This window comes from Camelimonas sp. FR25, assembly GCF_059740505.1.
The window spans coordinates 38971-60133 of the sequence record NZ_JCAWFG010000103.1 but is presented as its reverse complement, the minus strand read 5'-3'; the positions used below and the strand labels follow the sequence as shown (position 1 = coordinate 60133).

18 protein-coding genes and 1 tRNA gene are annotated in these 21163 nt (G+C 67.9%); 11 read left to right on the top strand and 8 right to left on the bottom strand.

The annotated features are described in order from the left end of the window. Positions 1–70 precede the first annotated feature (70 nt). Complete coding sequence (locus AC6A67_RS15260) at positions 71–1021, bottom strand: DMT family transporter (protein ID WP_498037412.1); 951 nt, start codon at positions 1019–1021, stop codon at positions 71–73. A gap of 465 nt (positions 1022–1486) precedes the next feature. Here AC6A67_RS15260 and obgE point away from each other — a divergent pair, with 465 nt between their 5' ends. The 5 genes from obgE (at position 1487) to AC6A67_RS15235 (ending at position 6623) form a co-directional block, all read left to right on the top strand. After that, positions 1487–2521 carry a GTPase ObgE gene (obgE, locus tag AC6A67_RS15255; protein ID WP_498037411.1) on the top strand — a complete coding sequence of 345 codons (1035 nt, stop codon included), beginning with the start codon at positions 1487–1489 and terminating at the stop codon, positions 2519–2521. 321 nt (positions 2522–2842) lie between these two features. Further along, a complete protein-coding gene (locus AC6A67_RS15250) occupies positions 2843–4060 on the top strand; it encodes a peptidylprolyl isomerase (RefSeq protein ID WP_498037410.1) in 1218 nt (405 codons plus the stop codon). 108 nt (positions 4061–4168) lie between these two features. After that, on the top strand, positions 4169–5410 hold the full coding sequence (gene argJ / locus AC6A67_RS15245; protein ID WP_498037409.1) for a bifunctional glutamate N-acetyltransferase/amino-acid acetyltransferase ArgJ: 1242 nt from the start codon (positions 4169–4171) through the stop codon (positions 5408–5410). Beyond that, entirely contained in the window at positions 5407–6171 is a 765-nt protein-coding gene (locus AC6A67_RS15240) for an SIMPL domain-containing protein (RefSeq protein WP_498037408.1), read from the top strand. The genes argJ and AC6A67_RS15240 overlap by 4 nt, the downstream gene beginning before the upstream one ends. A gap of 50 nt (positions 6172–6221) precedes the next feature. After that, complete coding sequence (locus AC6A67_RS15235; RefSeq protein ID WP_498037572.1) at positions 6222–6623, top strand: (deoxy)nucleoside triphosphate pyrophosphohydrolase; 402 nt, start codon at positions 6222–6224, stop codon at positions 6621–6623. 207 nt (positions 6624–6830) lie between these two features. Here AC6A67_RS15235 and AC6A67_RS15230 read toward each other — a convergent pair whose 3' ends face one another. Further along, positions 6831–7307: an acyl-CoA thioesterase gene (locus tag AC6A67_RS15230; RefSeq protein WP_498037407.1), complete on the bottom strand. Its 477-nt coding sequence runs from the start codon at positions 7305–7307 to the stop codon at positions 6831–6833. A gap of 273 nt (positions 7308–7580) precedes the next feature. Here AC6A67_RS15230 and AC6A67_RS15225 point away from each other — a divergent pair. Beyond that, a tRNA-Leu gene (locus AC6A67_RS15225) sits at positions 7581–7667 on the top strand. 156 nt (positions 7668–7823) lie between these two features. On the opposite strand, the gene AC6A67_RS15220 is transcribed toward AC6A67_RS15225, so the two are convergent. The 5 genes from AC6A67_RS15220 to AC6A67_RS15200 all read right to left on the bottom strand — a co-directional run bounded on the left by AC6A67_RS15220 (position 7824) and on the right by AC6A67_RS15200 (position 14070). Continuing rightward, positions 7824–8780, bottom strand: a complete 957-nt coding sequence (locus AC6A67_RS15220) for a lipid kinase (RefSeq protein WP_498037406.1) — start codon at positions 8778–8780, stop codon at positions 7824–7826. Positions 8781–9012: 232 nt separating this feature from the next. Then, positions 9013–10605 carry a TolC family protein gene (locus tag AC6A67_RS15215; RefSeq protein WP_498037405.1) on the bottom strand — a complete coding sequence of 531 codons (1593 nt, stop codon included), beginning with the start codon at positions 10603–10605 and terminating at the stop codon, positions 9013–9015. Continuing rightward, the gene (locus AC6A67_RS15210) at positions 10602–12605 is read right to left on the bottom strand and encodes an FUSC family protein (RefSeq protein WP_498037404.1); all 2004 of its coding nucleotides are present in this window, start codon (positions 12603–12605) and stop codon (positions 10602–10604) included. Before AC6A67_RS15210 ends, AC6A67_RS15215 begins: the two co-directional genes overlap by 4 nt. Further along, positions 12589–13632 carry a multidrug transporter subunit MdtN gene (mdtN, locus tag AC6A67_RS15205; protein ID WP_498037403.1) on the bottom strand — a complete coding sequence of 348 codons (1044 nt, stop codon included), beginning with the start codon at positions 13630–13632 and terminating at the stop codon, positions 12589–12591. The genes AC6A67_RS15210 and mdtN overlap by 17 nt, the downstream gene beginning before the upstream one ends. A gap of 3 nt (positions 13633–13635) precedes the next feature. After that, a complete protein-coding gene (locus tag AC6A67_RS15200) occupies positions 13636–14070 on the bottom strand; it encodes a hypothetical protein (RefSeq protein WP_498037402.1) in 435 nt (144 codons plus the stop codon). A 497-nt stretch (positions 14071–14567) separates the two neighbouring features. Here AC6A67_RS15200 and AC6A67_RS15195 point away from each other — a divergent pair, with 497 nt between their 5' ends. The 5 genes from AC6A67_RS15195 to AC6A67_RS15175 all read left to right on the top strand — a co-directional run bounded on the left by AC6A67_RS15195 (position 14568) and on the right by AC6A67_RS15175 (position 19955). Next, entirely contained in the window at positions 14568–15677 is a 1110-nt protein-coding gene (locus AC6A67_RS15195) for a linear amide C-N hydrolase (RefSeq protein ID WP_498037401.1), read from the top strand. 6 nt (positions 15678–15683) lie between these two features. Beyond that, positions 15684–16538 carry a hypothetical protein gene (locus tag AC6A67_RS15190; RefSeq protein ID WP_498037400.1) on the top strand — a complete coding sequence of 285 codons (855 nt, stop codon included), beginning with the start codon at positions 15684–15686 and terminating at the stop codon, positions 16536–16538. A 365-nt stretch (positions 16539–16903) separates the two neighbouring features. Next, positions 16904–17875: a DUF808 domain-containing protein gene (locus AC6A67_RS15185; RefSeq protein WP_498037399.1), complete on the top strand. Its 972-nt coding sequence runs from the start codon at positions 16904–16906 to the stop codon at positions 17873–17875. Positions 17876–17879: 4 nt separating this feature from the next. Then, positions 17880–18893, top strand: a complete 1014-nt coding sequence (locus AC6A67_RS15180; protein ID WP_498037398.1) for a hypothetical protein — start codon at positions 17880–17882, stop codon at positions 18891–18893. 141 nt (positions 18894–19034) lie between these two features. Continuing rightward, complete coding sequence (locus AC6A67_RS15175) at positions 19035–19955, top strand: polyphosphate kinase 2 family protein (protein WP_498037397.1); 921 nt, start codon at positions 19035–19037, stop codon at positions 19953–19955. A gap of 1004 nt (positions 19956–20959) precedes the next feature. Here AC6A67_RS15175 and AC6A67_RS15170 read toward each other — a convergent pair. Continuing rightward, positions 20960–21082: a hypothetical protein gene (locus AC6A67_RS15170; RefSeq protein WP_498037396.1), complete on the bottom strand. Its 123-nt coding sequence runs from the start codon at positions 21080–21082 to the stop codon at positions 20960–20962. Positions 21083–21163 lie beyond the last annotated feature (81 nt).

Below are 21163 nucleotides of genomic sequence, written 5' to 3'. Positions count from 1 at the left end.
CGCCTGATGGTTCATCCATCCTGAATATCCGCCCCTTGCAACCGCCAGGGGCGGCTTTGGCGCGCGCCCATCATGGCAGCGGCGGCGTCTCGATGTCCGGATCGGCCGGTTCCTGGCGCTTTTCGCGCAGGAACAGGAAGATGCCAGCGACGACGATGATAACCGAGCCGGCCATGGCCGTGAGGCGCGGCTGTTCGTCGAACGCCAGCCAGCCCAGAAACATCGCCCAGACAATCAGCAGATATTGATAGGGCACAACGACCGTCGCCGGCGCCAGCCGCAGCGAGCGGTTGACGCAGACATGGGCGATCAGCGCCACCACGCCCAGCCAGGCCATCAGCAGCAGATCCACCGCGCCCGCCGGCTTCCAGCCGCCAAACGGCAGCAGCACGATGCTGATCAGCAGGGCGCCGACGGTGGTTCCAGTCACCAGCACCACATCAGGCGTGCCGCGCAGATAGCGGGTGATGATCATCGAAAAGGCGAACAGGATGCTGCCAGCCAAAGCGATCAGCGCCGGCCAGGTAAAGCTCGCCCCGCCTGGCTCCAGCGCCACAATGACTCCGATAAAGCCGGCGAAGATCGCCAGCCAGCCGGTGGTGTCGGTGCGTTCACCGAGCAACAGCGCCGCCAGCGCCGCGACATAAATCGGCCCAGCCATATAAAAGGTGACGGCGTCACCCAGCGGCAGCCAGATCACCGCCGCGTAAAACAGCGCCACCTCAGCAGCCGAAAACAGGGCGCGGATGATTTGCAGGCCCGGGCGCGGCGCCTGCCACAGCGGCGCGAGCCCGGTGCGCATATAGAATGGCGCGAGGATCAGCAGACAGGCGATGCTGCGCACCAGCAGGATCTGTCCGACCCCGAACGTCCCGACCAGCCATTTGCCCAGCACGTCATTGAGCGCGAACAGGAAGACGCCGCCAACCATCAGCCCGACGCCGAGCTGGTTGGAGGCCCGCGTCGTCACTGGATCAGCGCCGAGGGTCGCGTGGCTGCTGGGGCCTGGTTGTGCTGTCATGGCGCCGCCCGCATCATTGTGAGGTGTGAGGCGCGTCCATGAGGCCGCCGCGCCAGAAACCGGCCGGGAACGGCGGCGCCATGCGCGCCGGCGCCTGAATCGGCGTCTCCCTGCCCAAGATTTGCCCGCAAACCGCGAGAAAGCCAGCCCGAAACCTCTGTCCGGCGCGCATGGCGAGCGGCCCTGGCCTTCCTGGGCCGCAGGGGCGGCGCTGTTGGCGGCCAGCGTAGTCGCGCCCTGCGCGCGTCCTGGGGCAACACGCACGCGGCTTCAAGGCGCAACAGCGCGGCTTGGGGCGACTAGCGCGCTGCTTGGGGCGACAAGGGCCACTTGGGGCGACAAGCGCGTGACCTGCCTTCCGAAGGCGGGCGATCCGCCACGCCGGAATCAGGTTCCGCCCCAGGGCAATATGCTCTATGGAGAGGCGCGGTTTGCACTCAGGCCGGCAGTGATTTACGGGAAGCCATGAAGTTCCTTGACCAGGCGAAAGTCTACATCCGCTCGGGCGACGGCGGCGCAGGTTGCGTCTCGTTCCGCCGTGAAAAATTCATTGAATTCGGCGGTCCGGACGGCGGCGACGGCGGTCGCGGCGGCGATGTGTGGGTCGAGTGCGTCGACAACCTCAACACGCTGATCGACTACCGTTACCAGCAGCACTTCAAGGCGCGGCGCGGCATGCACGGCATGGGCCGCAACCGCGCCGGCGCCAAGGGCGATGATGTGGTGCTGAAAGTCCCGGCAGGCACGCAGATTCTGGCCGAAGACGGCGAGACCATGCTGTTTGACCTGACCGAGGCCGGGCAGCGCGTCTGCCTGGCGCGCGGCGGCAATGGCGGCTTTGGCAACGCCCATTTCAAGACCTCGACCAACCAGGCCCCGCGTCGCGCCAATCCCGGCCTTGAGGGCCAGGAGGCATGGATCTGGCTGCGCCTCAAGCTGATCGCCGACGCCGGCCTCGTTGGCCTGCCCAACGCCGGCAAGTCGACCTTCCTCGCCGCCGTATCGGCGGCGCGTCCGAAGATCGCTGACTATCCCTTCACCACGCTGCATCCCGGCCTCGGCGTCGTCGCGCTGGACAATCGCGAGTTCGTGCTCGCCGACATCCCCGGCCTGATCGAGGGCGCCCATGAGGGCCTTGGCCTCGGCGACCGTTTTCTGGGCCATGTCGAGCGCTGCCGCGTGCTGCTGCATCTGGTCGACGGCACCCAGGAAGACATCGCCGGCGCCTATCAGGTGGTGCGCGACGAGCTGGCCGCCTACAGCAATGAGCTGGCGGAGAAGCCTCAGGTGGTGGCGCTGTCGAAGATCGATGCGCTTGACGAGGACACGCGCGCCGCGAGGCTGGCCGAACTGGCTGCGGCCTGCCGCCAGCGCCCCCTGATGCTGTCGGCGGCGTCCGGCGAAGGCGTCGAGCTGGCCCTGCGCGCCTTGCGCGACGTCATCGACGACGCCCACCGCGCCGATGAGGAAGCCAGGCCCCGCCCGGCCTGGACGCCCTGAGCCGCCACCCCGGGTACGCCCATCGGCGCCCCAGGCTTGGTGCAGCAGGCTTGACGCAGGCGGTGCGCCGATCGGCGTAGCGGGGAGCTGCGCAGGGGCCCAGCGGGCGTAGCTTGTCGGACGGCGAGGCTCACCGCGCCTGAGGGCGTGGCGGCCACGCCACATGGCGATGGCGGCGCTGGCCGTCTTCGCGCACAATGCCCCCGGCGGCCCCATGCCGTAGCCATGCCGTAGCCTTGCCGGTCGGCGCCTACCTTTGGGTTCGTCCAGGCGACAGGCGCCCGGACGAGACGATTGAACGAACCAGCCAGGACGAGCCACATGCATGTTCATGTACGCATCGCCAGCACGCGCCGCGCCATCGTCGCAGGTCTCGCCGCAATCGCCGCCAGCCTTGCGGGCGCTGCTGCGACCCACGCCGAGGGCCGGTCGAATGTGACGCCCGCGGTCAGCGCCCAGCGCGGCGCGTCGCCAGCAGCAACCGCCGCCGACCCCACCGCCGGCCTGCCTGATGAAACCGTGCTGGCCCGGGTCAATGGCGCGCCGATCACGCTGGGCGACGTGCGCATCGCCATGAAGGACATGGCCGACCGGCTGCCGCGTCTCAATGATGAGAGCCGCAAGGACCATGTGCTGAGCTATCTCATTGATCTGCATCTGGGCAGCCGCGCCGCCATCGCGCAGCAGCTCGATCTGACGCCTGAGTTCGAGCGCAAGGCCACCTACAATCGCAACAAGCTGTTGCTCGATGAATTGCTGGCGAGCGAGGCGCGGCGGGCGGTGACGCCAGAAGCGGCGCAGAAAACCTATCAGCAGACCCTCAAGGACGTGCGCCCGGAAGAAGAGGTGCGCGCCCGCCATATCCTGACCGCAACAGAGGCCGACGCCGCCAGGGCGCTTGCCCGGCTCAAGGCCGGTGAGGATTTCGCCGTAGTGGCCGGTGAGATGTCGACCGACCCTACCGCCGCCCGCAATGGCGGCGAGCTCGGCTGGTTCTCGCGCGATCGCATGGCGCCGGAATTTTCCGAGGCCGCCTTCCGCCTGAAGGCAGGGGAAGTATCGTCGCCGGTCAAGACCCAGTTCGGCTGGCACGTCATCCAGCTTGAGGAACGCCGCACAAGACCCGCCGCGTCGTTCGACGAGGTGCGCCCGGAGATCGAGGCCTATCTGACGCGCAAGGCGCAGCAGGATCTGGTGCTGGGCCTGCGATCGAAGGCAAAGATCGAGCGTGTGCCCCTGCCCGCCCCGCCCCCGCCCGCGCCCGCGAGCCCTGAGCCGCAAGCGCCGACGTCTGGCGCCGTAAAGGACGCCAGCGTCATCCCCGGCCCTGGGTCTGGCTCGGGGGCGAAGCAGGAGGTCGGGCAAAAGGTCGGGCAAGAGGTCCGGCAAGACGCCGGCCAGGCAGGTGGCCAAGCGGGTGGCCAGACGGGTGGCAAGGAGCAGAAGCCTCAACAAAGCAGGTCTGAGCCAAAGTCGCCGGGCAAGGCCACGCCGCCGCGCGCAGGAGGCCAGACGCCGCCTCAGGACAATCGTCGCTGAGGCGCAGCGCCATCACAGCAGCCGCGTCGCCATGAAGGGGCGCGGAACAACACGTGTTTTCACCGGCGCATCCGATCGGGCGTCGTTCGCAACCCTCAGGAGCGACCAATGTCGTCTGCCATTTCTCCCCTCGCGCCCAAGTTCACGCCGGAGCTGCCGCCGATCGAGGGCGTGCGCTTCGCCACGGCCGAGGCGGGGATCCGATACAAGGGACGCACCGACGTCATGCTGGCGATCTTCGATCGTCCCGCCGCCGTCGCCGGCGTGCTGACCCGGTCGAAATGCCCGTCGGCGGCGGTCGACTGGTGCCGCGACCGCCTGCCGGGCGGCGAGGCGCGGGCGCTGGTGGTCAATTCGGGCAACGCTAACGCCTTCACCGGCCTCAAGGGCCGCAAATCGGTTGAGCACACGGCGCGCGTCGCCGCCAAGGCCGTCGGCTGCCGCGCCAACCAGATTTTCATCGCCTCCACTGGCGTCATCGGTGAGCCGCTCGACGCCAGCAAATTCGAGGGCGTGCTCGAGGAGTGCGCCGCCAGGGCCACGCCGGAGCTGTGGCAGGACGCCGCCCGCGCCATCATGACCACCGACACCTTCCCGAAGGTGGCGACGGTCACCACCACGCTTGGCGGCGTCAAGGTCACCATCAATGGCATGGCCAAGGGCGCTGGCATGATCGCCCCCGACATGGCGACGATGCTGTCCTTTGTCGTCACCGATGCGCCGATCGCCGCCCCGGCGCTGCAGGCGCTGCTGCGCAAGGCCACCGACCGCACCTTCAATTGCGTCACCATCGACGGCGACACCTCGACCTCCGATACACTGCTGCTGTTCGCCACCGGCGCGGCGGCCGAGCGCGGCGCGCCGCAGATCAGCGCCTCGGGCGATCGCCGGCTGGCCCCGTTCCGCAAGGCGCTGACCACGCTGCTGCGCGACCTCGCCCAGCAGGTGGCGCGCGACGGCGAGGGCGCGCGCAAACTTGTGACCGTCAATGTCCAGGGCGCGACCAGCGAGCGGTCGGCCCATCGCATCGCCATGTCGATCGCCAATTCGCCTCTGGTGAAGACCGCGGTGGCGGGCGAAGACGCCAATTGGGGCCGCGTGGTGATGGCCATTGGCAAGGCTGGCGAGCCGGCTGACCGCGACAAGGTCGCCATCTCCTTCGGCGATATTCGCGTCGCCCACCAGGGCGCGCGCGATCCGGCCTACGACGAAGAGCAAACTTCCGCCTATATGCGGGGCGATGAAATCTCCATCACCGTCGATCTCGGCCTCGGCCGCGCGGCGGCGACCGTATGGACCTGCGACCTCACCAAAGAGTACGTCGCCATCAACGGGGATTATCGCTCATGACCGCACGCGCACGCCGCATCGTGACCACCCGCCGGCTTGCCGCCGCGCCGGTGGTCGCCGCCTCCGTTCTGCTGGCCTTGGCCGCGCCTGCCTCAGCAGAAACTCCGGACGGCGTGCGCAAGCTGCCCCGCATTGTCAGCGTGTCGGGCGTCGCCACCCGCGAGGTCACCCCGGACATGGCGGTGATCACCATCGGCGTCAGCAATCGCGGCAAGAACGCCGCCGAGGCGCTGGCCGCCAATTCGGCGGCGGCGACAAAGGTGATCGAGGCGGTGCGCAAGGCCGGCCTTGAGGCCCGCGACGTGCGCACGGACAATGTCTCGATCACGCCCAATTACCGCAACCGGCGCGACAGCTCTGGCGCCATGTCGAGCGAAGAAGATGGCTTCACCGTCAGCAATACGGTGACCATCAGGGTGCGTGATCTGGCGCGGCTCGGCCCGCTGTTGACGGCGGCGGCAGGCGAAGGCGCCAATCGCATCAATAATCTGAGCTTCGACTTCTCGGGCCGCAGCAAGGTTCAGGAAGAGTTGCAGGCGGAGGCGGTGCGCAATGCCCGCGCCACGGCGCAACGGCTGGTTGAGGCGGCGGGCGCCAAGCTCGGCCAGTTGCAGAGCATCGGCGCCGGCCACATGGCCCCGCGCCCCTATGACGGCATGAAGATGATGCGCGCAGCAGCGCCTGCTGCAGAGGCCGTGCCGGTCGAGGCCGGTGAGATGACCCTGTCGGCCACCGTGCAGACCTCATGGACCATTGAATGAGCGCATTGACCGACGCCGCGCCTGTGGAGCAGCCCGCCGCCCAGCCAGCCATGCGGCTGGTGCTGGTGGTGGCCTGCGCCCTGCTCGACCAGGATGGCCGGGTGCTGATCGCCCAGCGGCCTGCCGGCAAGGCGCTGGCCGGCATGTGGGAGTTCCCCGGCGGCAAGCTGGAGCCCGGCGAGCGGCCGGAGGCGGCGCTGATCCGCGAGTTGCATGAGGAGCTGGGCATAACCGTGAAGGAGGCGTGCCTCGCCCCCCTCACCTTCGCCAGCCACGCCTATGACGACTTCCACCTGCTGATGCCGCTCTATGTCTGCCGGCGCTGGGAGGGGCTGGTGACGCCGCGCGAAGGTCAGGCGCTGAAATGGGTGCGCCCGACCGGTTTGCGCGATTTCGCCATGCCGCCGGCTGATGAGCCGCTGATCCCGCATCTCATTGCGCTGGGCCTCTGAACCGCAGCCGATTGACGTGCCCGGGTTGCACGTTCGTTCTGGCGCCCCGTTTGGGCGCCAGATACGCCCCATCAGGGCATGTCGCCTCATCACCTTCCGGTTTCGTAAGTGGATGCGAAGATGCTGGCGCATCCGCTTCCTGACATGCTCAACGCGCCGCACGGGCTCAATCAGGCCGCGATGCGTCATGCTCATCGGGGTCTGGCGTCAGGTCGCCATCACGCCGTCGCTTGTCAGCAATTGGGCGAAACTGGCGCGCTCCTTCGGCGGCAGCGGCGTCGGTCGCCGCGTCGTTCGGTCGACATAGACGTGCACGCAGACGCCGAGCGCCGCAGCCAGCGCCTCCTGTGCCCGAAACACCCCCACCTCGAATGTCACCGATGAGCGCCCCAGCTGCGTAATGCGCAGGCCGGCCTCAAGCCGGTCTGGAAAAGCCACGCTGTCGAAAAAATGGCAGCGGGTTTCGACGACGAGCCCGATCAGCCCGGTGGCGGCGTGGACGTCGACGATCTGGTTCTGGGCCAGCCAGTCGTTAATGGCGGTGTCGATGTAATGGCCGTAGACCGAATTATTCACATGGCCGTAAATGTCGTTGTCGAGCCACCGCGTCTGGATCGGGATGAACAGGCCGAAGCTCTCCCGCGCCGGGCGCGCCATCCGCCCCGTTTGTGCCGCTGACCCCATGCCGTGCTCCTCCCATGATTATTGAGTGTTGTGAAGGACATCAGCATGGCCGCTCTCTGGCGCGCAAGCCAGGCTTTTGGCAGTGTTCGCACGGCGCTCAGCGGGTGAAGGCGCGGCGGCCGCAAGCCCGCGCCCTGGCTGCGCCAGACAGCGACCTGTGGATAGCTGAAGAGTTATGCGTGGCCCGGTTTTTGGCCGTTGACACCAGCCCCGGCGCCCCTTAAACCCCAGCTCACCGGACGACGACAGCGGCGACGCTGAAGACGAAAACGGGCCCAGGTGGCGGAATTGGTAGACGCGCTGGCTTCAGGTGCCAGTGGACGCAAGTTCGTGAAGGTTCGAGTCCTTTCCTGGGCACCATCTCTCCGGTGCACCAAAAAGCCCCGGCGACCAGCAGGTCGCGCGGGGCTTTTGGCTGTTTTGGGCTGGTGCGAGCGCAGCGGCCCTGGCTCCTGCAGAGCGTCCTGGCAGTAGCCATGGGCGCGTCCTTGCCTGCGATCTTCGCCGCCTCACCGCTCAGCGATGAAACAGCCAGGGTGGGTTGACCACGGCGCCCTCACGCGGCGCAAACACGCTGATCGCTTTGGGATGCACGCGGAAATGCGCCGGGGTCTGGGTGACGATCTCGCCGTCGGCGTTCACCGCCATGGGGCGGCGGGTGACGATGTCGAATTCAACGCAGCGCGCCGTGCGCACCTCCCGCCAGGCACCGTGCGACCCTGAGCGGAACGAGCGCAACATCAGCGCCAGCTTCCACAGATTGGTCATCTCGAGGCTGTAGAGATCGAGATGGCCGTCATCGATGGCCGCATCCTCCTGCACCACATTGCCGCCGCCATAGTGGCGGCCATTGCCCACGGCGATCTGGAAGGTCTTGACCCGCACGGCCCCGTCGCGCTGCTCGATCGAGGCGCTGAAACGGCGGGCGCCGGCCAGCACCCTGATGGCCGCCAGCGCATAGCCCAGCCGGCCGAAGCGCCGCTTCAGATCAGGATCGAGCCGCTGGGCCAGAGCGGTGCTGAGACCAAGGCTGGCGACGTTGAAAAACGCGTGGCCATTGACCGTGCCCATATCGATGCGGCGCGTATGACCGTCGGCGATCACCGCCGCCGCCTCCGGCAGATCCATCGGGATGCCAAGCGTACGCGCTAGATCATTGGCGGTGCCCATGGGGATGACGCCGAGCGGCAGGCCGCTCTCCATCACCGCCAGCGCTCCAGACGACACCGAGCCGTCGCCGCCGCAGATGATCACCAGATCGGCGCGATCGCGCAGCCGCACGATATCGCGGGCGATCTCGGGCAGCGCGTCGAAATTCTCGACGGTGACCGACAGGCCGCCTGCTTCAAGCCGCTGCAACACGGCGTCGAGCGCCTCTCCGCCCCGCCGCGCGCCAGGGTTACGCAGCAGCAAAGCGCGGCGGCCCATTACGGCCTGCGACGGCGCGTCGCCCGGCATGGAGTTATGGCTCATGGCTTCGCCTCTTCGCCTGCGCGCCTGATCTGGGATGAATCGCCCCCGGCCCCTGGGTCACGTGAGATGGACCAAAGCGCTTCCTGGTCGACAATCGTCCCGCGTGGCGACGGTTCCATCACGCTGCCATGACCGAAATGCGATGCATCCAGGGCGAAGCGCGGCGCCATACGCCAGCAACCGGGCGGCGGCGGAGCGGCGCAGGGCGCGAATGCGTCGGCGCGGCCGGTCCCTATCGCGCCAGCAGGCCGGAGGCAGTGTCGCCGGAGTTCATCGCCCCGAGCACAAAGGCGAGGTTGGCGGCGGCCACCAGCGAGGCGGCGTGGGCGTCGGCCTGGGCCTGGCGGGCGGTGAGCAGGCCGTTGTCGGCGGCGGCGGCGATGGTGATCGAGCCGGTTCCAGCCCGATAGGAGGCAGAGGCGGCCTGCCAGGTGGTGTTGGCGGCGGCGGCCAGCGCCGAGGCGGCGCGATAGGAGGCCAGCGCCGAGCGCAGGGCGTCCGCCGCCACGATGATCTCGCGCACCGCATCAGCGCGAACGCGGTTGAAGATGGTGTCGCTGGAATCGGCCAGCGACTCGGCCTTCTGCAATTGCGCGGCGCGCAGGCCGCCGTCATAGAGCGGCATGGTCGCCCCGACGAGGAACCCTGTGGTCGACCCCTGCTGGCCGATGCTCGGCAGGCCGGTGGTGCTCAGGCTGCTGCTGCCGCTGGCGGCGACGCCGCTCACAAACACCTTTGGCATGAACTCCGATTGCGCCGCCTTGACGCCGGCCCGCGCCGCCCGTGTGGCGGCATAGGCGGCGAGCACGTCGGGACGGCGCGCCAGCGCCTCCTTGATGGCGGCCTCGGTGGGCGCCTCGAACTTCGCCGCCAGCGCGCGGCCGCTGGCGTCGCGGATTTGCAGTTTGGTCATGGGCGAGATGCCCATGGCCCCGAGCAGGGCCTGGTAGGTCGCGCTCTCATTGCCCTGGGCCTGCACCAGATTGAAGCGGGCCTGCGCCGCCTGCTGATTGGCCTGGGCCACTTCAACGGTATTGCCGAGCCCATTGCTCATACGCGCCTGGGCCGCCGCCTCGATCTCGCGGGCGTTGGCGAGGGTCTGGCCGGCGATGCGCGTGCGGCTGCGCGCCGCGCCATACAGGAAATAGGCGCGCGTGACGTCGAAGATGATCTTCTGATGCGCGCCATTGAACAGCACATTGGCCGCCGTGGCGTTGTGCTTCGCCGCATCACGCAGGGCGCTGCGCTGGCCAAAGTCGAACAGCAGCCATTGCACCGACACCGCGGGAGTGACGCCCCCCACGGTGGTCGTCGGCGCGCGCAGCACGCCAGGCAGCGGGTTATCGTCCAGACCCGCCTGCACCCGCTGGCGGCCGCCGACCACATTGGCCGAGATCACCGGCAGGAAGGTCGCCTCCACCAGCCCCTGGGACAGCGCCGCCTGGCGCGCCTGCTGCCAGGCGAGGCGCGTGGCGGGGTTGTGCGACTGGGCGAGGTCGATCAGTTCGGGCAGGCTATAGGGCCGGTCGCTGCGCGCCTGCGGCGCCGCCTCGATCTCGGCCACAGCCGGATTGGCGGGGACAGAAAAATCCTTGCCGCTGGCCGCCGCCTGCCCGCCTTGTGGCGTCCATGGTCGCGACGGATCAGCCGGCGCCGATGTCAGCGCGTCGGTCGCGCAACCGCCGAGCATCAGGCCTAGCGACAGGCTCACCATCACGCCAAGCGCCACGGTGGGGCGCCCGCGCCGGATGACCAGACGGGTTAAGCCGGACCTCGATGGGTGATTGACCGCATGGCGGTCAGGCCGTGTGCGGAACAGGGTCATCCGGCTCCTCCAGCCGCCAGGCGTCCGATCTGCACGGCGCGTCCAAGCAGGGCGCCAGCGGGTTCGGCGCCGCCAGTAAGTGGGCCGCCAACCAGGTCAGGCGCAGCCGGCGGCGGCATGGTCGCAACAGGCGCGGCGTCCGCCCCGACTCTTGCCGGATCAAGGCGGGCGGCGGCCGCGCGCAGCTGCGCGGCGACGTCATCCAGCGCCTGCGGGCTGAATAGCGCAGCAGGCAGCATCGCGGCAATCTCTTCCACCACGCCATAGAGCCGGCGCACCTCCGCCGGATCCGGGCGCTGGCTGCGCGGCTCGAACGGCGTCATGTCGAGCGCCTCTTTGGCTCTGGCCGTCATGGTGGCGACGGTTGCGACGTCATTGACCTCGACCTCGCGTCGCCCCGGCGGCGCCGCCGCCAGCCGCGCCAGCGCCTCCAGCGCCCCGGCCAGCTGGCGCCGCACCTCGACGCCCGCGCTCTTCGGCCAGAAATTGGTGAACATCACGAAGATCAGCGTATTGCCCAGCAGAATGCCGATGATGCGGTCGCTGGCGGCGCTGAGGCTGGTGCTGGGTCCAAAGCCGGTGAGCACGGTGAGCAGGAAGGCGAGGCCAATCTGCACCCCGCCATAGGAGATACGCTCCGGGCCCATCGCCACCCAGGCGGCGGGCAGAATGGCGCAGAACACCAGCGCCATCAGCCCGCCCACCGAGCTGAGGTGCGGCACGACGAACAGGATAGCGCCGACCCCGATGGCGGCGCCGATCAGGCAACCACAGATGCGCAGCATCAGCTTGTGGGCGGTTTCACCCGTGGTGCCGAGCGCCGCGACGTAACAGGTGACCATCGCCGTGGCGATGCCTTCCCAATCGAGCAGCGAATAGGTGAAATAGGCCAACAGCGCAGCCGCCGTGGTCTTCAGCGCGAACTGCTGGTGCTCGGGATTGCTCAGGGCGTCGGCAGCGATGAATGGGACCTTGCCCGGCCGCGCCACGCTGCCGCCGTCTGGCCTCGCGAGACCTTGAAGCATGGCGCGCACCGTGGCCTCGGCCCCGGTTGGGGGAGGCGCGGGCTGCTCTGCTTGCCCGGCCTGCGCAGCCGATGGCGCCTCACCAGCCTGTGGCGCCTGATGCCCCGCCACGGCAGTTTGCGGCGAAGGCCGGCCCCGGTCGCGGATGCTCGCGGCGGCGGCGCGGCACTGGTCGGCCAGCGTCTGGCGCACACTGGCGCTCACGTCTGCGGGCAAGGCGCTCGCGGCGAACATCAGCCGCCAGGCGCTGGCGGCGGCGCCGCCCAGCCAGCGCGTCTCGGCCTTTGGCGCGGTGTGAAACAGCTGCGCCATCATCATGCGCTTGTCGAGTTCGGTCTGGCCTTCAGCTGCGATGGCGGTGGCGGCGCGCCGGTCGTCGCGCTCCAGCACATCGGCCGCCGCCTGCAGCCGCTCCGCGATGCTGCGCCGCACCAAAGTGTGCGGGCCCGTGCCGAGCACCAGGCAGAACACCGCCATCCACGCCATGGGCATGCACGCCATCGCCCAGGCGTAAAGCAGCCCACGCGTGACGATTTCGCCAGCCGGGATCAGATCGACCATGGTCAGGATAAAGGCGATGACGAGGCCAATGATCGCCCCGATCTCGCCGAGTTGCGTCGCCGAACTCAGATAAAGAAACACAAAGGAGGCGCCGGCGATGACGGCGATGCGCAACAGCGGCGTGTCGGCCAGCGCCTGGATCACCGGCGCCAGCGCCAGCACCAGCAGCGACACCAGCACGATCAGGCCGACGGCCTGGCCGACGCATTCGGCGCCATTTGGCCGCATCAGGAAGATGATCAGATAGCAGCTGATCGCCGATTCCGGGATCTTGTGCATCATCGCCGTGCCCGCCACCAGCGCGCACAGCAGCGCCACCCGCCAGGTCAGGCCGAGCCGTCCCTCGAAGGGCTGCAGATCGCGCCAGACTTGCTGGCCGATCATGCGCAGCGGCGCGTCAGCAGCGTTTGCCATGGTGCACCATGGCGGTGGCCGAGGCGCCCACGCGCATCAGATTGTCTGGCGGCGACTGCAGGCGAATGCGCACCGGAAAGCGTTGGGCGATGCGCACCCAGTCGAGGCTCTTGGGCGACACCGGCAGGGTGCGCGGCAGATTGATCACGCTCTCCGAGGCGACGCCCCAGCTGATGCTGTCGACGACGCCGCGCATGGCGACGCTGCGGTCGGCCAGCGCATAGACCGTGGCGCAATCGCCGACGCTGATCGACGCAAGCTCGGTCTCGACGAAGGGGGCGATGGCGAACCACGCGCCGGTGTCGATCAGCATGAACGTCGACTGGCCCGGCAGCACATATTCGCCGACGCCGGCGTTCAGCCCCGCCACCTTGCCGGCGAACGGCGCATGCACCTGGGTATTGGCCAGCGCCCGCTCGGCGAGCGCAAGGGCGGCGCGACGCGCCTCCACCAGCGCTTCAGCGGCGGCAAGACCGCCGACCAGCGCGTCAGCGGCGTCCTTCTGGCGCTGGGCCTGGCTCAGGCTGATCTCGGCGTCGCGCCTGGCGGTGCGGGCGGCGTCGACCTCCTGGGCGCTGACATAGCCCTTGGGGCGCAGCGCCTCGAGCCGGGCGAGGGTCTGGGCGGCCAGCGCCAGATTGGCGCGGGCGCGGCTGATCTGCTCCCCGGCGATTTCCGCATTGCTCTGCGCCGCGGCGATGGCCCGCCGCCGGTCGGCCAGCGCCGCCTCGGCCAGACGCAGATCGGCGGCGGCCTGGTCGCGGGCGAGGCGATAAGGCTCGTCTTCCAGCGCGAACAGCAGATCGCCCTGCGCCACCGCCTGATTGGCGGCCACATTGAGGCGGGCGATGCGGCCAGCGACGCTGGCCGACACCGGGATCGCCGTGGCGCTCAGCGTGGCGTCCTGCGACAGCGGATTGTGGTCAGCGCGCTGCATGAAGCGCCACGCGAACACCACCGCCACGACGATGATGATGAGCCCGGCGACGCCGCCGATGAGCCTGTTGCGTTTGCCGCTGTCCGCCATGCCTTACCTGCCAAAACCGAAGAGCGAGATCAGCAGCCCGATGATCACGGCCACCGCCACATAGACCGGCAGGCGCACCGGCAGGATGTCGTCGAGGCCAATGGCGATGAAGCCGACGCGCACCAGCACCGCGCCGATCACCCCGCCAAACGCGCACAACAGCCAGGCTGGAAAAAATGCATCAAACAGCGGAATGGCGGGAGCGCCCAGGGGCGTGGGTCCGGCGCAACCGCCAAGAGTCACGGAGACAAGCGCCAGAGAGACAAGACCCAGGGGGAGAGGCGCCATTAGCGCAAGCCTCTGGGGGACACGCGCCGCCCGGATGCGCAGCGCCGGCCAGCGCATGCCGCCACAGCCTGGAAATTCGTCGCGCCGCACCTCGTCCTCCACCGCCAGCGCAGGGCGCCAGACCTGCGTTGCCTCTGCGCCGTCCTGCACCGTCGACGCTTCCCAGACCTAGATAAAACCTCAGGATGCGGCAAGCCGCAGCGCGGCGCTGGCGCCCGGGGCCGCGCGTGGCGGCGGAGGCGACGCCATGCTAACGCAGCGTTGAAGCTGACTGGCGCTGACTACAGTCAAGTCTACGCAAGCGTGGCGCGACGCTGCGCCGGGCCGATCGCTGCGTGTTTGCGTGAAGGCCCGGTTATAGCCATAAGAAAATGCGCAAGTTATTCGCCTTTCTAGATGTAAAGCGCCAAATATCGCCAGGATCGGCGCAATTCGACAGCTTTATGACAGAACTGTCCACGCATCTGCGTCAAACCATCCTTTGTTTATCTTCACGCCATCCTGACAATAAAAGCGACGATCAACGCCTGTGTCGTCGGCTATTGTCGCGTTCTGTGACATTCCCTCGCGCCCAGCGATCATGTACCCCTTGAGAATTGATTCGACGCCCTGCGCGGCAGGGTCACGCAGGTCTGGAGCTCTCCGCGATGTGCACATCCCTCATCTATACGGACGCCGCCAACCGCCCCTATTTCGGGCGCACCCTTGAGCTCACCGTGGCCCTTCCCTACCAGATCGCCTTCTTCCCGAAAGGCGTCGCCTGCACGTCGCAGGTCGAGGGCCATCCGCCGGTTGCCTACACCCGCGCCCACACCATCATCGCCATCACCATTCCTGGCCGCCTGCCCACGCCCGAAGCGCCGCTCGGTCCGGATGATCTGAAGGTCATCGAGGGCCTCAACGACCAGGGGCTCAGCTTCAGCCTGCTGTCCTATCCTGCGGCGGGCGGCAGGCAGTCAGTCGACATGACCCAGGCGGCGCTGGCGGCGTCGGACCTTGGCGGCTGGATTCTCGGCAGCTTCAGCACGGTGGCGGAGATTCGCGCCGGCCTGGCGCAGCAGCCGGTGCTGCTGGAGCCGCTGGCCATTCTTGGCGGCGCGGTGTCGCCCTTCCATTACGTGGCCCATGACAGTACGGGCGCCTCGCTGGTCATCGAGTTTGACAAGGGCGCCATGAACGTCTTCGACAATCCGGTCGGGGTGATGACCAACGGCCCGTCCTTCGACTGGCACCTGACCAATCTGAACAATTACAGCTTCCTGACCAATGTCGACCGCTCGACTGGCGTCTTCGGTGGACTGAAGGTGACGCAGCCGGATTCCGGCATCGCCACGGCGGGTCTGCCATCGTCATCGACCTCCGTCGGTCGCTTCGTGCGCGCCGCCTATTACGCGCAATACACCGAGAAGGCCGCCGATCCGGACACCGCTTTGCGGACGCTGGCGCATATCATGAACAATTTCGACCGGCCGCGCGGCGTCTCCATCGACTATCCTGGCGAGGGCGGCGGCCATATGGAGGTCAAGGGTCTGGCGGCGGACAGCGCCACGGCCTACGCCACCGAATTCACTTCCTGGACCAGCCTGAGCGACCTTGGCCGCAAACTGTTTTTCGTGCGCGATTACGCCGGCCTCAACTTCTTCCAGATCGACCTGGGGGCGCTGGCCGATGTGACCACGCCGCGCGTCGCGCCGCTGGCGAAGCTGGCGCAATCGGCGGGCGACGTCACCGCCGCCCTGCGCGGCCCGGCCGCCTGAGCCGCCATGGCGGCGAACCAGCCCACGGCTGACGGGCCGCGTGGCCACGCCAGGCAGCACGGCGCCTGGCCCTTCGTCACCTTGCGGGCGATCCGCCGCCATGGGCGTGACCTGATCTGGCGGGCCCGCGATCACCGCAAGGGCCTGTCGCCAGCTGATCGCGGCGCAGGCCATCAGGCGCAGCCGCTGTGGCGGCGACGCTGGTTCAACTGGCTGATCGGCCTGTTGTTCGCGCTCGGCTCGGCGCTGTTCGCCCTTGGCTGCGTGCTGGCGCTGTTGCCGCAGCCACTGACCAGCATGACGGTCAACAATCTGGTGTTTTTCGCCGGATCAATTCCCTTCACCATCGCCGGCTATCTGCAGCATTTCCAGTCCGCCAACGCCGGCGATTTCGACGGTGGCGAGGCCCGCCCCGCAGGCCGTGTGGCGCTGATCGGCTGGCGGCCGCGCGCCCCAGGCTGGATCAGCACCTTCAGCCAGTTCCTCGGCACGCTGGCCTTCAATTTCAACACCGGCGACGCCATTGATGCGCCCGCCGGCTGGCTGGCCCAGGATATCAGCATCTGGGCGCCTGGCTTTGTCGGCTCGGTGCTATTCCTGATCTCCGGCTATCTGGCGTTTATCGAGGTGGCGCACCGCTACTGGCGCTGGGCGCCGGCGGACCCGCAATGGCGGCTGGTGTTCATCAATCTCGCCGGCTGCGTGTTCTTCATGATCTCGTCGACGCTGGCCTATGTGCCCGCAGGGTCTGAGCCGGCGTGGATCGGCTGGTCGGCCAATGTCTGGCTGCTGCTCGGCTCACTGTGCTTTTTCATCGGGGCGGTGATGACCATGCAGGAGGCGGAGCGCGCGCCGGACTGAACCCTGAGCGCCGTGTGCCCGGCTCATCGCGCTTCGGTCACTCGCCTGCGAAGCCTGAGCATGTCACGCAGTGAATGCGAGAGCATCCTCGCCTGCTGCTGTGAGCGGCGGCGCGGGTCGGCGGAACCGGTCACAGGCGCCTGCGCTATCAAGCCATTGTGTTCGCCAGGGCGCTGCCTCTGCGTCAACAGCTTCGGCACAATGGCGCGCCGAAGGCCGCATCGGCGCCTCACCGGACAAGGCTCGTCACCCCCCTCGGACGCGCGCCCATCGATCGATGGCTTACTGACCCGTTTCGCCGCCTCCCTTGCCAGCCGTCACCCCTGCCGGGCGAATGCGGGGCGGCGCAGCCCTGGAGCTTTCCCATGAGCGGCCTGCTCGCCCTGCTCGACGACGTCGCCGCGCTGACCCGCCTGACGGCGGCGTCCATCGACGACATCGCCGCCAACGCCGCCAAGGCGGGCTCCAAGGCGATCGGCGTGGTGATCGACGATGCGGCTGTGACGCCGGCCTACGTGCATGGCGTGCGGGCCGAGCGTGAATTGCCGATGATCGGCCGCATCGCCATGGGCAGCCTGCGCAACAAGCTGTTTCTGGCGCCAGCGCTGTTGCTGTTGAGCTGGGCGTGGCCGGCGGGCGTGTCGCTATTGCTGCTGATTGGCGGCGCCTATCTGAGTTTTGAGGGCGCGGAGAAGGTCTGGCATCACTTTGCGCCGCACTCCGAGGACGCCGCCGGTGACGACGACAGCATCGGCGATCCGGCGACGCTGGAAGAAGCCCGGGTCAGCGGCGCGATCAAGACCGATTTCATTCTCTCCGCCGAGATCATGACCGTGGCGCTGGCCGCCATCGCCTCTCCGTCAATCTGGGCGCAGGCGCTGGTGCTGGTGGCGGCGGGCCTGTTCGTCACCGCCGCCGTCTATGGCGTGGTGGCGGTGATCGTCAAACTGGATGACGTCGGCCTGTTCATGGCGCGACGGGCGCGGTTCGGCGTCACACGGGCGCTGGGCCGGGGCATGGTGAAAAGCCTGCCGGTGATCCTCACCGTGCTCAGCACGGTCGGGGTGGTGGCCATGTTGTGGGTGGGCGGCGGCATCTTCCAGCACAGCCTGCACAATCTCGGCTGGCATCTGCCCCATGATCTCCACGGCCTGTGGGCCGGGGCGATCGCCGACCTTGCGCCGCATGACGCGCGGCCCATAGTGCTGTGGCTTGCTGGCGCACTCCTCGACGCCCTGCTTGGCCTTGCCTTGGGGATCATCCTTGTCTTGCTTACCGCCTATGTCGCCCGCCCGCTGTGGCGACGCCTGCGCCCTGGCCACGCCGACGCCGCCTGACCTCATGGCGCCGCCTCGCAAGGCTATGCGGCGCCAGCCGCAATGGCGCCCGCTGCTCGTCGGCGCGGCTCTCCTCGCCAGTTCGGCCTTGCTTGTTGGCCCGGCCTTGCTGGCTGGCCCAGCCCTTGCCCGCGACGCCAGCCCCGTGGCGGCGCAGGCCGGACGGGCGGCGCAGGCTGCTGCCGACGACCAGGACGATGACAGCGAGAACACCGACGATACGGACGACAGCGACGACGATGACGACGCGGATGATAATCCGCTGGCGCCGCCGACGTCCTGGCCAACGACTTACATCGATCTGGAAACGGGATGGAGTTCAACGCCTGGCGGGGTCATCGGCTTCGGCCTGCGCAATCTGCGTCATCTCAGCGGCGAGACGTCGCGCGGCCTGTATATCTCGGCGCCGCTGACCATCGACATTACCGACAGCATCAGCATCTACGCCGGCATCGACGGCAGCGCCTCCCAGACGCCAGGAGAACGCTGGAGCAAGCTGTCATCTGGTTCGTGGAGCGTCGGCGGCTCGGCGACGCTGAATGAGCAGCAGGGCTTGCTGCCGTCATTCACCCTGTCCGCTTCGGTGTCTCGCCCGCTGGAGCCGATCCTCGGCGGCGTCAACACCACCAGCTGGACCGGCGGCATCGATCTTGATTACGCCCTCGACAAGGACGAGACCCGTGGCCTCACCGCCGGCTTCAGCTTCTCGCGCACCATGGTGTCTGCGTCCCGCGCCCATATTGGCGCGCAATATGACGGCTATATTGGCGGTTATTGGTCACCGTCGGCCCAGCTCAATGTCTCGGCGCAGGTCGGGGTGCAATATTTCGCCGGGGCCGAGATTTCGTCGGCGCTGAAATTGCAGCTCAAGCCGGTGACCACGCCTTACGTGCAGCTGGAGATCGAACACGTCGACAAGGATGACGCGCGGCTGTTCGCGGTCAATCTGATGCTGGGGTGGTCGCCGAAGCCATCGGTGCAGCTGGCGCTGTCGACGCCGCTCTATCTGGCGCGCTGAATTGCGCCCGTGCGCTGCTGGGCGGCCGCGCTTCGCCTTGCGCCCGACGCGGCGGCAGCCCTACCCTGGGTGAGCAGCGGCGCCGCAGCGGCCATGGCCGTCGGCGCGCCGGCTGCACTGAGTTGGCAGAAAGGACGCGCCATGGGCGAGAAGAAGAACGGCAAAAAGGGCGACCGGTCGGCGACGCAGGAGCGGGACGCGCTCGCCATCGGTCCAGTCACCCGCCTCTCCGACCTCGACATGACCCTGACCCTGGATGACGAGGCCTATGACAAGGCGCTGAAAGCGCTGCAGAAACGCTTTGAGAAGATCCAGCAGGCCTATCTCTACCATGGCCACAAGGGCATGGTGGCGTTTGAGGGCTGGGACGCCGCTGGCAAGGGCGGCGCCATCCGGCGGATTTCTTCAGTGATGGACCCGCGCGGCTTCAAGGTCTGGCCCATCGCCGCCCCTGAACCGCAGGACCAGAAACGACACTATATGGCGCGCTTCTGGGACCGGGCGCCGTCGACTGGCGAGCTCTGCATCTTCGACCGTTCCTGGTATGGCCGGGTACTGGTGGAGCGGGTCGAGGGCTTTGCGTCTGACAAGGAGTGGCGCCGCGCTTATCACGAGATCAATGAGTTCGAGCGGCTGATGACCGATGACGGCGCGCGCATCGCCAAGGTGTTTCTCTACATCACCCCCGATGAGCAATTGCGACGGTTCCATGATCGCCTCGACGATCCGTTGAAGCGCTGGAAGCTGAGCTATGAGGACTTCCGCAATCGCGACAAATGGGACGCCTATGAGCAGGCGGCCAATGACATGTTCGCCAACACCAACACGCAATGGGCCCCGTGGAAGATCATTCCCGCCAATTGCAAGAAATACGCCCGCATCGCCGCCATGACCGAGATCGCCGACCGCCTCGACGCCGGCGTCGATCTGGCCCCGCGCCCGCTCGATCCGGACATCCGCCGGCTGTTTAGCAAGATCAGCAAGGGCGCCAAGGGCGAAAAGACCGGCGAGAAGACCGGCGAAAAGTCCGGTGAAAAGACCGGCGACAAGGGCGCCGACTGAGACGTCCGGGCGGGCCCGGACGCCATGCGCTGCGCCGGACCCGCGCCATTGGGCGATCGCCCCTTCGCCTCTGGCGCACGTCGCCAATGTGGCGCATCTCGCCCCCGTACGCCCTCGCAGGCCCTTTCAAGTCCCCGGAGGCGCGCGGGTCGGCATCGGGGGCCCGCCAATGGGGCAGTCGCAAGGTCGTGATGGCTCAGGCAGGGCTTGTCCCCAAACAACCCGCGCCTGCGCCGGGAGCGCATTGAGCGGCGCAATTCTCCTGTATCTGAAGCCATTTAGGCGATCCTCCCGGCCGCCAACCAGAGCATTTTGCGCCGCGCGACCGCGTCCTGGCGATGGCGCATTGCGTCCCCGTCCCTGGCCGGCGATCGTCCGCCTGCCTGACGCCTGTCATATCGCTTGTCCAGACGTCGCGTCACGCCAGCTCCAGCTTTGGGTTCAACAGCTTGCGCCGCCTGGCCGCCTCGCGCCGGAACAGTTTCACCAGTCGCGTCAGCGACGGGGCGATCTGCAGCTAGCGAGGGGGGACGCATTAATCCGTCATCATGTTGACACATCCTCATTGACACGCCGGAATATGTCATCTCTGATAAAAAATAGAAAAGCAGGGTGTGGCCAATGCGTCGCCCTTGCCTGCGACCGCTTTTACGCATGCCGTCGTGGGGCCGCTGGCCTCGCATCCGGCGCGGAGCTACGGCGCAGCAACAAGGCCTCAGGGCGTCAAGCCATGGGGCTGAGAATCTGACGACAGGCACAAGTCTGCGTTGGAGCAGGCGCATGTCGCCGGGGAGAGAACGCCAGAATGCGCGGCCGGGCCGCGCCTTGCGCCGTCGCATTGCGCGTCGGCCACGGCTGGCGCTTGCCCTGATTGCAGCGCCAGCAAGCAAGCGTGTGGGAGGGCCCCTATGACAGGCGTCAGCGCCGGTATGCCGTTTTCTCCAGCATGGCCAGGTCTGCGGCGTGCGATCGCCCATGGGCTCGCCGAGGGGTTTGGCAAGGTTTCAGGCAAGCGACCAGGCAAGGCTCGAGGCAAAGCTGCGCGCCAGGCTGCGGGCGGCGCGGACACTGACACCATTGGCCATCTTGCCGTGCAGGCGCATCGCGACGGCGCTGAGAGCGGCCATTTGCGTGACGTCCATTGTGCAAGCGACACGGCGGCAACCACCGCGACGCCGTCTGCCGTCGCCGCGCGCGGCGACAGGGCG

Coding starts and splice junctions, on each gene's coding strand:
- AC6A67_RS15260 (WP_498037412.1), bottom strand. CDS start 1,021: ATGACAGCACAACCAGGCCCCAGCAGCCACGCGACCCTCGGCGCTGAT.
- obgE (WP_498037411.1), top strand. CDS start 1,487: ATGAAGTTCCTTGACCAGGCGAAAGTCTACATCCGCTCGGGCGACGGC.
- AC6A67_RS15250 (WP_498037410.1), top strand. CDS start 2,843: ATGCATGTTCATGTACGCATCGCCAGCACGCGCCGCGCCATCGTCGCA.
- argJ (WP_498037409.1), top strand. CDS start 4,169: ATGTCGTCTGCCATTTCTCCCCTCGCGCCCAAGTTCACGCCGGAGCTG.
- AC6A67_RS15240 (WP_498037408.1), top strand. CDS start 5,407: ATGACCGCACGCGCACGCCGCATCGTGACCACCCGCCGGCTTGCCGCC.
- AC6A67_RS15235 (WP_498037572.1), top strand. CDS start 6,222: ATGCGGCTGGTGCTGGTGGTGGCCTGCGCCCTGCTCGACCAGGATGGC.
- AC6A67_RS15230 (WP_498037407.1), bottom strand. CDS start 7,307: ATGGGGTCAGCGGCACAAACGGGGCGGATGGCGCGCCCGGCGCGGGAG.
- AC6A67_RS15220 (WP_498037406.1), bottom strand. CDS start 8,780: ATGAGCCATAACTCCATGCCGGGCGACGCGCCGTCGCAGGCCGTAATG.
- AC6A67_RS15215 (WP_498037405.1), bottom strand. CDS start 10,605: ATGACCCTGTTCCGCACACGGCCTGACCGCCATGCGGTCAATCACCCA.
- AC6A67_RS15210 (WP_498037404.1), bottom strand. CDS start 12,605: ATGGCAAACGCTGCTGACGCGCCGCTGCGCATGATCGGCCAGCAAGTC.
- mdtN (WP_498037403.1), bottom strand. CDS start 13,632: ATGGCGGACAGCGGCAAACGCAACAGGCTCATCGGCGGCGTCGCCGGG.
- AC6A67_RS15195 (WP_498037401.1), top strand. CDS start 14,568: ATGTGCACATCCCTCATCTATACGGACGCCGCCAACCGCCCCTATTTC.
- AC6A67_RS15190 (WP_498037400.1), top strand. CDS start 15,684: ATGGCGGCGAACCAGCCCACGGCTGACGGGCCGCGTGGCCACGCCAGG.
- AC6A67_RS15185 (WP_498037399.1), top strand. CDS start 16,904: ATGAGCGGCCTGCTCGCCCTGCTCGACGACGTCGCCGCGCTGACCCGC.
- AC6A67_RS15180 (WP_498037398.1), top strand. CDS start 17,880: ATGGCGCCGCCTCGCAAGGCTATGCGGCGCCAGCCGCAATGGCGCCCG.
- AC6A67_RS15175 (WP_498037397.1), top strand. CDS start 19,035: ATGGGCGAGAAGAAGAACGGCAAAAAGGGCGACCGGTCGGCGACGCAG.
- AC6A67_RS15170 (WP_498037396.1), bottom strand. CDS start 21,082: ATGGCCGCTCTCAGCGCCGTCGCGATGCGCCTGCACGGCAAGATGGCC.